The sequence below is a fragment of the Kitasatospora sp. NPDC034533 genome, from assembly GCF_055575155.1.
In genome coordinates this window covers 50,214-64,498 of the sequence record NZ_JBVITE010000037.1, presented here as the reverse complement: position 1 = coordinate 64,498, position 14,285 = coordinate 50,214, and the positions used below count along the sequence as shown (strand labels likewise).

Here is a 14,285-nt window from a genome sequence, read left to right as displayed (position 1 = left end):
CGGCCCCCAGGATGGATCCTCATGTCAGCGGCACCGCCTGACAACGACGTGCTGTGGGCCCGAGGGATCGTCAAGTCCCATGACGGCGCCCCCGCCCTGCGCGGCATCTCGATCGGCGTCCGCGACGGCGAGGTGCTCGCCGTCACCGGCCCGCGCGGCTCCGGCAAGAGCACCCTGCTCGGCTGCCTCTCCGCGCAACTCCCGGTCGACGAGGGCGAGGTCTGGTTCAACAGCGCCCCCGTGCACACCCTCACCCGAGCCGGGCGCGAACGGCTGCGCCGCGACCGCTTCGGCTTCGTCGGATCCAAGCCGCACCTGGTGCCCGAACTGACCGCCCGGGAGAACGTCGCCCTGCCGCTGCTGCTCGCCGGAGCCGGCAACAAGGCCGCCTACACCGCCGCCGACGAGTGGCTGGAACGCCTCGACGTCGGCGACTGCGCCCGACTGCGCCCCGAGCGGCTGATCCAGAGCAGGCGCCAACGGGTCGCCGTCGCCCGGGCCCTGGCCCCGCTGCCGCCCGTGGTCTTCGCCGACGACCCCACCGCCCCGCTGCACCGCGAGGCCGCCGACCAGGTCATGCGGATACTGACCAGCGCGGCCCGATCGCACCAGCTCACCCTCGTCCTGGCCACCCACGACCCCGAGCTCGTCCGGTTCGCGGACCGCGCCGTCGCCCTCGTCGACGGGCGGCTCACCGCCCCCGCCGCTCCCGTCCCGCGCGGCAGCGTCGCCCCCGGGGCCGCCGGAGCGCCGGCCGTCACGGCCACCCACCGCTGACGACGCCGAGCGCTGAAAGAGTCGACGTGTTCTATCTCCGTCTGGCCCGGGGCTACCGGGTGTCCGACCTCGGCCGCTGGCTGCTCACCGCGCTGGCCGCCGCCGTGGTCGCCGCCTTCCTGCTGCGCTCCCTCGGCCGGGCGATGAGCGACCCGACCGGCGGCGGCGACCCGCTGGTCCGGCTGCTCTGGTGCCTGCCCCCGCTCGCCGCCGTCGCCTGGTTCGCGGCCGTCGCCGCCCGCGCGGTGCCCGCCCGGCGACCGGAGCGGATCGCCGGCCTCGCCGCCGCCGGCGCCGGCCCGCTCCGCGTCCGGGCCCTCGTCGCCGGGGAGGTCGCGCTCGCCTGCACCCTCGGCAGCGTGCTCACCCTGCTGCTCTTCCTGGTGCTGCGCAACGACGTCGCCGGGCCCGCGCTCGCCGCCGACCTCGGCATGGGCGTACCGCTGCCGCCCGCCGCGCCGATCGCCCTGCTCGCCCTGGTGCCGCTCACCGCCGGCACCGCCGCCGCCTGCGCGATGCCCGTCCACGACACCCTGCCCGGCGGCCGGGTCCAGGCCCCGACCGGCTTCGGCGTCTGGCGGATCGCCCTGGCCACCGGGCTGGGCGTGATCGGCGCCGCCCTCGAACTCATCGCGCTGCGGCCCGGCGCCGAGGCCGACGGCCGCCCCGTCCACCTGCCCGCCGGCCTCGGCACCACCAGCACCGCCGCCCTCGGCGGCTGGGCCGCCAGTGCGCTCGGCCTCGCGCTGCTCACCGGACCGCTGCTGGCCTGGGCCGGACGGCTGCTCGCCGCGGGCCGGCCCACCCCGCTGCGGCTGCTGGCCGGGCGCGGGCTCACCGCCCAGGCCCGCCGGCTCGGCGCGCCGCTGGCCGTGCTCACCCTCGCCGTCGCCCTGGTGCTCACCACCGTCCGCTACTGGATCGGCACGCCCGACAGCGCCGACGCGCTGCCCGCGGTCGAGGCCTGCCTGGTGCTCGGCTGCGCCGTCGCGGCGGTGCTCGCCCGGCTCGCCGAGGTCCGCACCGACCGCCGGGAGGTCACCGAAGCGCTGCTGCGCTTGGGCACCTCGCCCCGGCTGCTGTTCGGCGCGGTGGCGCTGCGCACCCTGGCGGTGGGCAGCACCCTACTGCTGACCGGTGGGGCGACCGCCGCGCTGGCGGCGGCCGGCCTCCGGTAGCGGCGGCTCGTACGGGAGGGCTCAGCCCGCCGCGGCGAGCTGGCCGCAGGCGCCGTCGATCTCCTGGCCGCGGGTGTCGCGGACGGTCGTCGGGACGCCGTGCGACTGGAGCCGGCGGACGAACTCGCGCTCGTCCTCCGGCCGGGAGGCCGTCCACTTGGAACCCGGCGTCGGGTTCAGCGGGATCAGGTTGACGTGCACCCGGCGGTTCTTGATCAGCCGGCCGAGCAGGTCGGCCCGCCACGCCTGGTCGTTGATGTCCTTGATCAGCGCGTACTCGATGGAGACCCGGCGGCCGGACTTCTCCGCATAGTTCCAGGCCGCGTCCAGCACCTCGGCGACCTTCCAGCGGGTGTTCACCGGAACCAGCTCGTCGCGCAGCTCGTCGTCCGGGGCGTGCAGCGACAGCGCCAGGCGGCAGCTGAGGCCCTCGTCGGCGAACCGGTGCATCGCCGGGACGAGGCCGACGGTGGACACCGTGATGCCGCGCTGCGACAGTCCGAAGCCGTCCGGTGCCGGGTCGGTCAGCCGGCGGATGGCGGCCAGCACCCGGTTGTAGTTGGCCAGCGGCTCGCCCATGCCCATGAAGACCACATTGGACAGCCGCGCCTCGCCGCCGGGGACCTCACCGGTCTTGAGCGCGCGCATCCCCGCGGCGATCTGCTCGACGATCTCGGCGGTGGAGAGGTTGCGGGTCAGCCCGGCCTGGCCGGTGGCGCAGAACGGGCAGTTCATGCCGCAGCCGGCCTGCGAGCTGATGCACATGGTGACCCGGTCCGGGTAGCGCATCAGCACGGACTCCACGAGCGTGCCGTCGAAGAGCTTCCAGAGCGTCTTGCGGGTGGCGTCGTCGTCGCAGGAGACGTGCCGGACCACCGACATCAGCTCGGGCAGCAGGCTCCCGGTGAGCTTCTCCCGGCTGGCGGCGGGGATGTCCGTCCAGCTCGCCGGGTCGTTCGACATCCGGCCGAAGTAGTGGTTGGAGAGCTGCTTGGCGCGGAACGGCTGCTCGCCCAGCTCGGCGACGGCCTCCTTGCGCTCGGCGGGGCTCAGGTCGGCGAGGTGTCGCGGGGGCTTGGCGCCGCGCGGCGCGACAAACGTGAGTTCTCCGGGCTTAGGCATGGTGGTTCAAGTGTCGCAGACGCCGGAAGTCCGCCCGGCCCGCGTGGGCGGGCGCGGGCGGGCGCGGGCCGGGCACCTGCGGGGAGTCCGAGGTCAGGGCCTCGCGACGGCGCTCCAGCCGCCGAACGAGCCGTCCGGCCGCTGCCGGCTCTGGCGCAGCCGGCCGTCCGGGCCGAGCGCCACCAGGGCCGTCAGGCCGTCACGATCGACACCGGCGGCGGGCGCCCCGACGACGAAGCCGTCCAGGTCGCTCCAGCCGCCGAACCGCCCGTCGGCGCCCTGGCGGTTGACGCTGACGCCGCCGTCCCGGTTGCGTACGGCCACCACCATCCGGTGCGGGGACGGGCCGCCGCCCGACGCCACGGCCGGCTCGCCGCTGCCGCCGTGGTCCGGGCCGCCGCCCACCGGGGCGGCCTCCGGTGACCACGGGCCGCCGGGCTCGCTCTGGACGAGGCGCATGGTGTACGAGCTGGTGGCCGCGCCGGGCGCCGGATCGCCCGAGAGCTGCCGGTAGAACAGCACCAGGCGGCCGTCGGGGTCGCTGCCCACGCCGACGTCGCCGACCGGGGCGACGGCCGGGAAGCCGGGGTCCGGCGCGAGGGCCGCGTCGGGCGCGGGCTGGGACCAGTGCAGGACGGTCGGGCGGGTGTTCGCCGACGCGGCGACGGCGAACAGCTCGATCCGGCCGTCCGGGCCGGTGGCGGCCGAGGGCGCGTCCTGGACACCCGTGCCGCCGAGGTCGGTCCATTCGCCCCACGGCCCGTCGGGCCCGGTCTGCGCCTTGCCGCTGATGCCGCCGCGGCGGTTGCGGACGAACAGGTGCAGCCGGCCCTCGCCGTCGGCGGCGACGGCGGGCAGGCTCACCTGGAGCGCGGGGTTGTCGAGCTTGGAGGCCTCCGCCGGGGCGACGGGTTCGGGGCTGCCCAGTCCGGACCAGCTCCAGCCGCCGGCCGGGTCCTGGGCGCGGGAGACGGTTTCGCCGGTGTCGGCGCGCTGCCCGAGGACCACGATCCCTCCGTCCCGGCGGCGGGTCACCGTCACGCCGTCCGCCAGCGGTCCCCCCGGGCCGCCGTGCGGGAGCGGGCCGTGCCACACCTTGTCCTGGTCCTCGGCCCATTCGAGCAGCGACCCGCTCTCCACCGCGAAGGCGTGCAGCAGACCGGCCCGGTCGGCGGCCACCACCTGGCTGGACCGGGGGTGGCGCAGGTACTGCCGGGACAGCCAGGACGAGTACGCGCTCTCGGCGAAGGCGGCTCCGGTGGGCAGCCTGACGTCCCGCCCGGCGTACCGCACGAAGGTGGCCTGCTTGTCGGCGGTCTCCGCGCTGGAGAGGGCGGCCGGCGAGGACCAGGTGTTGTAGTCGCGGTAGTGCTCGACCAGCGCCCGGCGGCCGGTCGACGTGTAGGCGTCGACGGCCGCGTCCGCGAACCACGCGGTGGAGATGTGGTCCGGGTGGTCGTGCTCCGCGTGGGAGGACCAGAGCATCGGGTCCGGTGCCGGGTCCTGCAACCTGATCAGGGTGGGGCCCTGGTCCGCGAGCACGGCGCGCAGCATGCCGACGAGCTGCCTGCCGTCGTAGGCCTGCGGCCAGACGGTGCCGGGGCCGTCCATGTCCAGCGTCGTGGTCCGGGCGGGCGCGGCGGCGTTCCGGGTCTCCCAGAGCCGGCGCAGGGCGTTGCCGCCGAGGTAGGCGGAGTCGGCGAATTCGGGGAGGTCGAGGAAGACCAGCCGGATCGAGCGGTTCGTCTTGAGGGTGAACCGCTCGGCGACCGGGCCGTCCGGGGCGGGGCGGTAGTTCTCCCGGTCCCAGCAGGCCGGGCCCGGATCGTCGGCGCACTCGCCGGCCCCGGTGCCGGCCGCCTGGCCGGCCATCCGGGCGTAGGCGAGCCGGGCGCCGTCCTGGCGGTGGGCGGAGTAGGCCGCTCCGGTGCCGGCGGCGCCGCCGGTCACGTAGACGGTGGTCACCGTCAGGCCCGCCCGGATGCTGTTGGACAGGTCCGGGTTCATGAACAGCAGGTCGTCGTCCTGGTGGGCGACGATCTGGACGACCGTCGCGGGCCGGGCGAGCGCCCGCGCGGCCGGCGGCGGGGCCTTGGGCCCGGCTCTCAGTGCCGACAGCGGGTTCACCCCCGTCGCCAGCGCCACGGGACCCACCCACGTCTGCGACAGCGTCAAGGCCAACGCCGCCACGGCGGTCGTCACCCGCCCCACCCCGCACCCGCCCCTTCGTCCACCTGCCCGCGCCCGTCCCCCGAGAGCGTTTCGAAGGATTATCACACCTAGTCAGCGCGGGGTTGACAGCGCCGGTCGTGGACGGGACGCGGGCGGGCCCGGACGGCGGTCCGGCGGGCGAGGCGGGCCGTTCACTCCCCTTCGGCGGTGGGCCCGTGGGCCTCCGGAGCGGCCGGGCCGGCCGTCCCGGTCTCCGCGCCTTCCACGCCTTCCGCGACCTCCGCGGCCGAAGCGGCGGCTGCGGCTGCCGCCGCTTCGGCCTCGGCCTCGGCGGCCGCGATGGCCTCGGCGCTCTCGAAGGGGGACGGGACGGGGAAGTAGGCCCGCAGGAATGCGGTGACGGCCGCCTCCTGCTCCTGCGGGGACAGCTCGTCCTGGGTGCCGTCGGCGAGGCAGAAGCAGTCCGCCCAGCGTTCCTCCCCCAGTTCCGCGAGCCGGGCCAGGTCCTCGGTGCTGTCGGTGACGAAGTAGCCGTCGGAGAGCTGCCCCTCCACGGAACGGGCGGTCGCGTGGGCGTAGTGGACGGCCAGGGTGACCGGCGCCAGGTCGGTGGCGGCCCGGAAGGCCGAACCGACCGTGTCCTTCAGCTCGTCCGCGAACTTCTCCGCGCTCTCGGCCAGCACGCTGCGCCGCAGCGGGTGCGGGGTGTGCTTGAGGGTGCGGGGGTAGGTCTTGCCGACGGCGGCGGCCAGGGTGTCGCGGGTGTTCTTCAGCGCGGCGACGTAGACGGAGTCGTCGGCCTCGGCGGCGCCGGGCGGTATGACCCGGCCGTCGGGGAAGTAGCGGGGCAGGCCGTTGCCGAGGAAGAAGTCCTCCGGCACCAGGGTGCGGCCGAGGAAGACGTCGTCGTTCAGGTACAGGAAGTGCTCGGCGAGCCCGGGGATCAGGTGCAGCCGGCTCTCGATGGCGTGGGAGTTGAACACCGGTCCGACGCCGGCCCCGGCGAACAGGTCGCGGTGCGGGACGACCGTCAGGCCGGGCGCCTCGGTGTTCAGCCAGTGCGGCACCTGGTCGTCGGTGACCAGGTGCACGTGGCGGATCCAGGGCGCGTGGGCGGCGAGCGCGCGCAGGCAGTACCGGAGCTCGTCGCGGTTGCGGAAGCGCTGGTCGGCGTCGCCGGCGATGCCGCTGGCGGCGACACCGTCCTCCGCGGCGATCGGGCCCGCGGTGTGGGCGAGCCGGGCCCGGGCGGCGGCCCGGCGCTCCTGCCAGGCCGGGTCGGCGTCGTCGACCCAGGTGATCACGGCGTCGATGGGGAAGGTGACCTGGTCCGGCAGGTCGGTGGCGAAGACGTCGAGCAGCGGGTAGGCCCGCCCGTCGACGGTCTTCGTGGCGGTGGCCTCCAGCGAGGGCACCCACCAGCCGAGCGGGGTCTCGTCGATCGAGGCGATCGCGCCCGGGGACGGGGCGGCGGAGTCCCAGAACTCGACGTCGCAGCCGGTCTCGGCACCGTACAGCAGGGTGCCGATCGCCGCGGGCCGGTAGATCCGCACGCCCTTGACCCTGTCCGCGGGCCAGGGCTCCTCCTCCGGGGAACCGTCCTCGTCCGACGCGTCGCCCGGCTCCGGTGCCGCGTCCTCGCCCGGCTCGGTCGCCTCGTCGGTCGCCTCGCCGGCCGACTCGTCGTCCGGGGCGCTCTCAGGGGCCTCCATCAGGGCGACCGCGGTGGGCAGCTGCTCGGCCAGGACGGTGCCGAGCGTGCGCCCGTGCTCCAGCAGGTCCGCGTAGACGGCCTGTCCGGCGAACGTGGTGGACAGCGCCTCCAGCACGGCCGCCCGGTCGCCGGGGGCTATCGCGAGCCGGTGGCGCGGGTGCCGGTCGGGCACGATGCCGTGCGCGACGCCGGCCGCGTCCAGCACCTCGGCCACCTCGGCCAGGTTGCCGTCCCGGCGCTGCCCGGGCAGGAGCTTCCGGTGCGGCTCCGCCAGGACGTCACCGCAGCGGGTCACCTCGGTGAGGGCCTCGAACAGCTCCTGCTCGCGGGCTGCGCGCGCCAGGGTCAGCTGCTCGATCGGGGTCGGTGGCACCTCCACGACTTCCGGGGCCCCCTTGCCCCGGCCGCTCCGCCCGAAGGGCCGGCGACGGCGCGCCAGTGCGGCGAGCGGGCGCATCGCGGTGGCGAGACGGGCCGGGCGGACGGGCACGGGAACTCCAAGTGGGTGGGGGAAAACCGTGAAATGAGGGAAAGGAAGCGCGTTGGGTCCGAAAGTCCGATTCCGCCGACTTTCCCTCGCCGCGGAGCCGCACCGCCACGGCGCGAGACCCGTTGTGCTGCGGGAGATCGTATGCGACCGTGAGAATTTTTTGTTGAGTTCGAGTAACGATCAGGCGTCCTTTTGGGGCCGCGATGCCTTGCACCAGCGGGTATCCGCCACTCTGCGGCCTGCGCCCGGCCCCCGTTGCAGGGCCTTCCGGCAGATCGGGGATTCCCGTAAGTACCCGGCGCAATGCCAGAGCCTTACCGGGCAATGACCCGCCGCTTCCCGGCCTTGGACTTGCTCCGGAATCCCATCGCTCTTCCACTCGAAGCGAGTGCTCGATTTCGAGGCGGCCGGCCGGGGCCTATTCACCGGTGAATTGCCGCGAATCGCCGCCGGATCCGGGACGGTACGGAACAGGGCCCCGGACGCCTGGCGCCCGGGGCCCTGTCTGGTACGTGCGGGTCAGCTGCCGACGAAGGCCGCCAGCAGCAGCCAGACCACCGGGGCGGTCGGCAGCAGCGAGTCCAGCCGGTCCATGATGCCGCCGTGGCCGGGCAGCAGCGTGCCCATGTCCTTGATCCCGAGGTCGCGCTTGATCATCGACTCGCCCAGGTCGCCCAGGGTCGCGGTGACCGCCGCGCAACCGCCCAGGATCAGGCCCTGCCACCAGCTGCCGCCGTCGATGATCAGCTCCATCAGCAGCGCGCCCGCCAGCATCGACAGCGCGATGCCGCCGGCCAGGCCCTCCCGGGTCTTGCCCGGGCTGATCATCGGGGCCAGCTTGGTCTTCCCGAACTTGTAGCCCACCGCGTAGGCGCCGGTGTCGCTGCAGATCGTCACGATCAGGAAGAGCACGATCCGCTGGGGGCCGTCGTCGGCCGCCAGCATCATCGCCACGAAGGTGGCCAGGAACGGCACGTAGAAGGCGGTGAACACGCCCGCCGTTATGTCCCGCAGGTAGTCCTCCGGCGGCTCGGCCATCCGCCAGACCATCACCGCCAGGCCGGTCAGCGCCAGCGAGGCCGCGGCCCACTGGATGCCGGCCCAGTAACCGGTCGCCACCATCGCGATGCCGCCCACCACCAGCGGGACCAGCGGAGCCTTGATCTGCTTGCGCTCGGCGAGCCGACTGGTCAGCTCCCAGACGCCGACCGCGACCGCGGCCATCACGACGACCAGGAACAGCGCCTTCACCACGAACAGCGAGGCGACGATCACCGCGCCGAGGCCGACGCCCACGCCTATGGCGGCCTGGAGGTTACGGCCACCGCGCTGCTTGCGCGGCTGCGGCTGCGGGGCGGGCTCGGCGGCCACGGGTGTCTCCTGCCCTGGGTGGGACGACGGCACGAAGTGGGGCTGCCCGGCCGCCGGGTGGTTCGCCGGCGGCGCGGGATGCACCGGTGCCCCCGGGTGCGGCATGGCGCCGCGATCGGGGGCGGGGGTGGCGTCGTCGGATATCGCGCGCAGCACGACGGTCTCCGTCACGCCCGGCGGCGCCTGTTGGGACTGCTCGTCCCGGAACAGCGGGCCGCTCAGCCGGCCGGACTCCCTGGCCTGCCCCTCGGCGGGGTCGGAGGGTCCGCCGGTGGCAGGCCGTCCGGGGGCCGCGCGCCGGCCCCGGGCGGCCGCCCGACCGGAGTCGGGCGTGCCGGGCGGCGGGCCGGGGTCGGCCGGTACGGGAGGCATGACCCGAGTCTCCTCCGCGTCGCCGCCCCAGTACACCGGAGGCTGCTGCGACTGATCCGAACGGAGGCCCGGCGCCCCCGGAGCGACGCCCGGCGTGCCCGGGGGCACGGCCTGGCCGCCCGGGTGGCCGGGGTGTCCCCGGTCCGGCCGCTCGCCGTACCCCGGCACCGGGTGGACCGGGGTACGGGCGGCCTGCGGCTGCGGCGCCGGACGGTAGGGCTGGAACTGCTGGTCGGACGGGCCCCAGTAGCCGGGGGCGTCAGGGGCGTCGTTCATCAGACCTCGAGCAGCTCGGCTTCCTTGTGCTTCAGCAGCTCGTCGACCTGCGCCACGTACTTGGCCGTGGTGTCGTCGAGCTCCTTCTCGCCGCGGCGGCCGTCGTCCTCGCCGACCTCGCCGTCCTTGACCAGCTTGTCGATGGCGTCCTTGGCCTTGCGGCGCACCGAACGGATCGACACCTTGGCGTCCTCGCCCTTGGTGCGGGCGATCTTGATGAACTCCCGGCGGCGCTCCTCGGTCAGCTCGGGCAGCACCACGCGGATGATCGAGCCGTCGTTGGACGGGTTGACGCCCAGGTCGGAGTCGCGGATCGCCTGCTCGATGGCCTTCAGCGCGGTCTTGTCGAACGGCGAGACGACCGCCATCCGCGGCTCCGGCACCGAGAACGAGGCCAGCTGGTTGATCGGCGTGACGGCGCCGTAGTACTCCGCGACGATCTTGGCGAACATCGCCGGGTGCGCACGGCCGGTGCGGATGGCCGCGAGGTCGTCCTTGGCGACGCTGACGGCCTTCTCCATCTTCTCCTCGGCCTCGAGGAGGGTCTCTTCGATCACTGTGGTCTCCCTGTCCGGTTCATCTGCTGTTGTTCCGACCGGTCCCGGCGCGGTGGCCGGTCGCGGCCGTCGGCGCCGTCCGGTACGGCTGGTTGCTGCTCAGGCCCGGACAGAATCCTGGCTGATGAGTGTGCCGATCTTCTCACTCTTCACCGCACGTGCGATATTGCCCTCCGCCAGCAGTTCGAAGACCAGCATCGGAAGGTTGTTGTCCTTGCACAGCGTGATCGCGGTGAGGTCGGCCACCTTGAGGTCGCGCGCGATGACCTCGGAGTACTCCAGGGCGTCGAACTTGACCGCGTCCGGGTTGGTGCGCGGGTCGGAGTCGTAGACGCCGTCCACGCCGTTCTTGCCCATCAGCAGGACGTCGGCGTGGATCTCCAGGGCGCGCTGGACCGCCGTGGTGTCGGTGGAGAAGTACGGCATGCCCATACCGGCGCCGAAGATCACGACGCGGCCCTTCTCCAGGTGCCGGACGGCCCGGAGCGGCAGGTACGGCTCGGCGACCTGACCCATGGTGATGGCGGTCTGGACCCGGGTCTCGATGCCCTCCTTGACCAGGAAGTCCTGGAGCGCGAGGCAGTTCATGACGGTGCCGAGCATGCCCATGTAGTCGGAGCGGGCCCGGTCCATGCCGCGGACCTGGAGCTCGGCCCCGCGGAAGAAGTTGCCGCCGCCGATGACCACCGCGACCTCGGTACCGGCGCGGACGACCGTGGCGATCTCACGGGCGATCGCGTGCACGACGTCCGGGTCGACGCCGAGCCCGCCGCCACCGGCGAAGGCTTCACCGGACAGCTTGAGCAGCACCCGGCGGCGCGAGCCGGCCTTGGGGTCCTGCGCGGTCTCCTGCGTCTCCTGCATGGACTTCTCCTTTTTGCACCTACTGGTCACAGGCGCGGGTTTGCGGAATCCCCGCCTGCGCGTACACGCGAGGAGGCCACTGCCGCGGGAACCGGTTCGGTGTCCTGCACGGCAATGGCCTCCTCGTCGTTCATGGTGCCGACGCGAGCCCGCCCGTTGACGGTGGGCGCGGGGTGAGCCCGTTCGGCGTTCCTCCCGCCCGGGTCAGCGGGCGGGGGCGGTTCCCAGCCTAGAGGGGCCGGGGACCCGGTGGAACGTGGCTCAGGCGCCGACGCGGAAGCGCGCGAAGCCCTTGAGGGTGACGCCGGCCTCGTCGAGGACCTTCTGGACGGTCTTCTTGTTGTCCTTCGCGAAGGCCTGCTCCAGAACGGAGTTCTCCTTCACGAAGCCGGTGACGCGACCCTCGACGATCTTCGGCAGGGCGGCCTCCGGCTTGCCCTCCTCGCGGGCGGTGGCCTCGGCGACGCGGCGCTCGTTCTCGAGCTCCTCGGCCGGGATCTGCTCGCGGGAGAGGTACTTCGGGGCGAAGGCGGCGATGTGCTGCGCGACGTCCTTGGCGACCTCGGCGTTCTCCTTGTCCAGCTCGACCAGGACGCCGACGGCCGGCGGCAGGTCGGGGCTGGTCTTGTGCAGGTAGACCGCGACGAAGCCGTCACCGTCGAAGCGGGCGAAGCGACGGAAGACGATCTTCTCGCCCAGGGTCGCGTTGGCCTCGTCGACGAACTGCTGGACGGTCTTGCCGGCCTCGATCTCGGACGCCAGGGCGGCCTCCAGGTCGGCCGGGGCCGACTTGGCGACGTGGGCGGCGATCGCGTCGGCGACCTCGACGAACTTCTCGCCCTTGGCGACGAAGTCGGTCTCGCAGTTCAGCTCGACCAGGACGCCGGACTTCTTGTCCTCGGCGATCAGCGCGGCGACGGCGCCGTTCGAGGCGTCACGGCCCTCGCGCTTGGCAACGCCCTTCTGGCCCTTGATGCGCAGGAGCTCGACGGCCTTCTCGACGTTGCCCTCGGCCTCGTCCAGGGCCTTCTTGCAGTCCATCATGCCGGCGCCGGTGAGCTCACGGAGCTTCTTGACGTCCGCGGCGGTGAAGTTCGCCATGGTGTGAATCTCTTCTCGCGTCTCGCGTGTCTGCGTGGAGTGGCGCCGGGACCGGTGGTTCGGTCCCGGCGCGGGAGAGAGGGGCACCTGCCGGCTTCGTACCGGCGGGTGCCCCTCACCCTTGGTACGTCAGGCCTGCTCGGCCGGCGCCTCGGTGGCCTCGGCGGCGGGGGCCTCGGCGGCGGCGGGGGCCTCCTCGGCCTTCTTCTCGCCCTCGAGGAGGTCCTTCTCCCAGGCGGCCAGCGGCTGGTCGGCGCCCGGCTCGGCCTTGGCGTCGCCCTTGGCGACACCGGCGCGGGACTTCAGACCCTCGGCCACGGCGTCGGCGATCACGCGGGTCAGCAGGGTGACGGAGCGGATCGCGTCGTCGTTGCCCGGGATCTTGTAGTCGACCTCGTCCGGGTCACAGTTGGTGTCGAGGATGGCGACGACCGGGATGTTCAGCTTCCGGGCCTCGCCGACCGCGATGTGCTCCTTCTTGGTGTCCACGATCCAGACGGCGCTGGGGACGCGCTGCATGTCGCGGATACCGCCGAGGGTCTTCTCCAGCTTGTCGTGCTCGCGCTGGAGGACCAGGAGCTCCTTCTTGGTGAGGCCGGAACCGGCCACGTCCGAGAAGTCCAGCTCGCCGAGCTCCTTCAGGCGCTGGAGGCGCTTGTAGACGGTCGAGAAGTTGGTCAGCATGCCGCCGAGCCAGCGCTGGTTCACGTAGGGCATGCCCACGCGGGTGGCCTGCTCGGCGATGGCCTCCTGGGCCTGCTTCTTCGTGCCGACGAAGAGGACGCTGCCGCCGTGGGCAACGGTCTCCTTGATGAACTCGAAGGCGCGGTCGATGTAGTTCAGCGACTGCAGGAGGTCGATGATGTAGATGCCGTTGCGCTCGGTGATGATGAAGCGCTTCATCTTCGGGTTCCAGCGGCGGGTCTGGTGACCGAAGTGGACGCCGCTCTCCAGCAGCTCCCGCATCGTGACGACGGCCATGTGCCGTGCTCCTTGGTGTTACGGCCCGGCGGCGGCACTGCGTCGCAGTGATCGCCCACAGCCGGGTCAGGCTCGGTTTGTCCGTGGCGGCCAGGTGACAGCCACGCCTGACGCCCCGAACGTGCCGAGCCGCTTCCACCCGCCCGGCCAGGGGCCGGTCGGGCTCGGCGGACCGAGCGGCACTCGCACCTGGCGGGGCCGCGGAGAACCGCGTCCGACCACCGGTGGCGGGGCGTGCGAAGTCGACCCGGCGGACCGGGTCGCGTGTGAAGTGTACGGGAAGCGCCGAGGGGCGGGCGACTCCACGCGTGACCGAGGGCCCGGCGGCGACCCGGCAAGCGCCTGGCAAACGGCCGGGACGGGCGGGTTCGGCGGGGCGCCGTGGCGGAGTCGGGCGGCTGCGGCGGAGTCGGCGCGGGGGCCGGGTGGAAGGCCGGGTGGGGCGGTCCGGGCCCGGGCTAGGCGGGGCGGTGGCTGGGGTCGGCTGAGGGGGCGGAGCCCGTCGGGCGCCTGCCCGGGGTCCGTCGCCGGTATGCCGTTTGTACACCGGATGGCGGCGTCCGTACACCCGTCAGGGGGATGGCGATCCGGCGCGGGGGCGGTTTGTCCACAGGAATCCGGATGTGGGTGGTGCGGGGGCTGCCGGGCGGCGAACCTTCGGGCATGACTGGTCGCGGGTGGTTCGGCGGGGTGGTTCGGGGCGGCGGGCGGCGGGCGCCCGGGGCGCTCCCGGTGGGGGTGGCGGGGGTGACGGCGGTGGTGACGGCGGTAGCGGTGCTGTTCGGGGCGTCGAGCGCTCCGGCGGCGTCGCGAGGCATCGGGGTGGTTGGGGTGTCCGGTCCGGGTGACGTTCCGGGTCCGGATGGCGGTGCCGGGCGGGGTGGTGCGCGGGCCTGGCCGGTGGGCGGGCGCGGCGGGATGCTGGGGCGCTTCGAACCGCCGGCGAAGCCCTGGGCCGCCGGGCACCGGGGCGTGGACCTCGCCGCCGACGCCGGGGAAGGGGTACGGGCGGCCGCACCGGGGCTGGTCGTGTTCTCCGGGGTGGTGGCGGGCCGGCCGGTGGTGACCGTCTCCCACCCGGGCTCGGGCTCTCCCCCGCTCCGGACCACCTACCTGCCCGTCGCCGGCTCCGTCCCGGTCGGCACCGCCGTGGCCGCCGGGCAGGTGATCGGACAGCTCGCTCCGGACGGCCGTCACTGCCCCGGGCGAGACTGCCTGCACTGGGGACTGCTGCGCGGGAACCGCTACCTGGACCCGCTGGCCCTGTTCGGCGTCGGCACCGTACGGCTTCTGCCGCTGAGCGGCTGAAC

11 protein-coding genes are annotated in these 14,285 nt (G+C 73.9%); 3 read left to right on the top strand and 8 right to left on the bottom strand.

Annotated elements, in window-relative coordinates; genetic code table 11:
* The first annotated feature begins 21 nt into the window (after positions 1-21).
* Both ACZ55U_RS24045 and ACZ55U_RS24040 read left to right on the top strand, forming a co-directional pair.
* Positions 22-777: an ABC transporter ATP-binding protein gene (locus ACZ55U_RS24045; RefSeq protein WP_465528781.1), complete on the top strand. Its 756-nt coding sequence runs from the start codon at positions 22-24 to the stop codon at positions 775-777.
* Between the two features lie 26 nt (positions 778-803).
* Positions 804-1,955 (top strand): hypothetical protein, encoded by a 1,152-nt coding sequence (locus tag ACZ55U_RS24040; protein ID WP_465528779.1) that lies wholly within the window; start codon positions 804-806, stop codon positions 1,953-1,955.
* Positions 1,956-1,976: 21 nt separating this feature from the next.
* On the opposite strand, the gene rlmN is transcribed toward ACZ55U_RS24040, so the two are convergent.
* From rlmN to rpsB, 8 genes are all read right to left on the bottom strand, one after another.
* Entirely contained in the window at positions 1,977-3,077 is a 1,101-nt protein-coding gene (rlmN, locus tag ACZ55U_RS24035) for a dual-specificity RNA methyltransferase RlmN (RefSeq protein WP_465528777.1), read from the bottom strand.
* A gap of 93 nt (positions 3,078-3,170) precedes the next feature.
* Positions 3,171-5,222 carry a DUF8189 domain-containing protein gene (locus tag ACZ55U_RS24030; protein ID WP_465528775.1) on the bottom strand — a complete coding sequence of 684 codons (2,052 nt, stop codon included), beginning with the start codon at positions 5,220-5,222 and terminating at the stop codon, positions 3,171-3,173.
* A 218-nt stretch (positions 5,223-5,440) separates the two neighbouring features.
* A complete protein-coding gene (locus tag ACZ55U_RS24025) occupies positions 5,441-7,453 on the bottom strand; it encodes a stealth family protein (RefSeq protein ID WP_465528773.1) in 2,013 nt (670 codons plus the stop codon).
* A gap of 519 nt (positions 7,454-7,972) precedes the next feature.
* Positions 7,973-9,196, bottom strand: coding sequence for a phosphatidate cytidylyltransferase (locus ACZ55U_RS24020; RefSeq protein ID WP_465528813.1), 1,224 nt, complete (start codon positions 9,194-9,196; stop codon positions 7,973-7,975).
* Positions 9,197-9,471: 275 nt separating this feature from the next.
* Complete coding sequence (frr, locus tag ACZ55U_RS24015) at positions 9,472-10,029, bottom strand: ribosome recycling factor (protein ID WP_380728924.1); 558 nt, start codon at positions 10,027-10,029, stop codon at positions 9,472-9,474.
* A 99-nt stretch (positions 10,030-10,128) separates the two neighbouring features.
* Positions 10,129-10,893 (bottom strand): UMP kinase, encoded by a 765-nt coding sequence (gene pyrH / locus ACZ55U_RS24010; RefSeq protein ID WP_030056790.1) that lies wholly within the window; start codon positions 10,891-10,893, stop codon positions 10,129-10,131.
* A 261-nt stretch (positions 10,894-11,154) separates the two neighbouring features.
* A complete protein-coding gene (gene tsf, locus ACZ55U_RS24005) occupies positions 11,155-11,994 on the bottom strand; it encodes a translation elongation factor Ts (protein WP_465528771.1) in 840 nt (279 codons plus the stop codon).
* 129 nt (positions 11,995-12,123) lie between these two features.
* A complete protein-coding gene (gene rpsB, locus ACZ55U_RS24000; protein ID WP_465528769.1) occupies positions 12,124-12,975 on the bottom strand; it encodes a 30S ribosomal protein S2 in 852 nt (283 codons plus the stop codon).
* A gap of 918 nt (positions 12,976-13,893) precedes the next feature.
* Between rpsB and ACZ55U_RS23995 the strand changes: the two genes are divergently transcribed.
* Positions 13,894-14,283 (top strand): peptidoglycan DD-metalloendopeptidase family protein, encoded by a 390-nt coding sequence (locus ACZ55U_RS23995; protein ID WP_465528767.1) that lies wholly within the window; start codon positions 13,894-13,896, stop codon positions 14,281-14,283.
* Positions 14,284-14,285 lie beyond the last annotated feature (2 nt).

Bases quoted from the DNA above. Each gene is read 5' to 3' on its own strand.
- pyrH (WP_030056790.1), bottom strand. From the start codon at position 10,893: ATGCAGGAGACGCAGGAGACCGCGCAGGACCCCAAGGCCGGCTCGCGC.
- tsf (WP_465528771.1), bottom strand. From the start codon at position 11,994: ATGGCGAACTTCACCGCCGCGGACGTCAAGAAGCTCCGTGAGCTCACC.
- rpsB (WP_465528769.1), bottom strand. From the start codon at position 12,975: ATGGCCGTCGTCACGATGCGGGAGCTGCTGGAGAGCGGCGTCCACTTC.
- ACZ55U_RS24020 (WP_465528813.1), bottom strand. From the start codon at position 9,196: ATGCCTCCCGTACCGGCCGACCCCGGCCCGCCGCCCGGCACGCCCGAC.
- ACZ55U_RS24045 (WP_465528781.1), top strand. From the start codon at position 22: ATGTCAGCGGCACCGCCTGACAACGACGTGCTGTGGGCCCGAGGGATC.
- ACZ55U_RS23995 (WP_465528767.1), top strand. From the start codon at position 13,894: ATGCTGGGGCGCTTCGAACCGCCGGCGAAGCCCTGGGCCGCCGGGCAC.
- rlmN (WP_465528777.1), bottom strand. From the start codon at position 3,077: ATGCCTAAGCCCGGAGAACTCACGTTTGTCGCGCCGCGCGGCGCCAAG.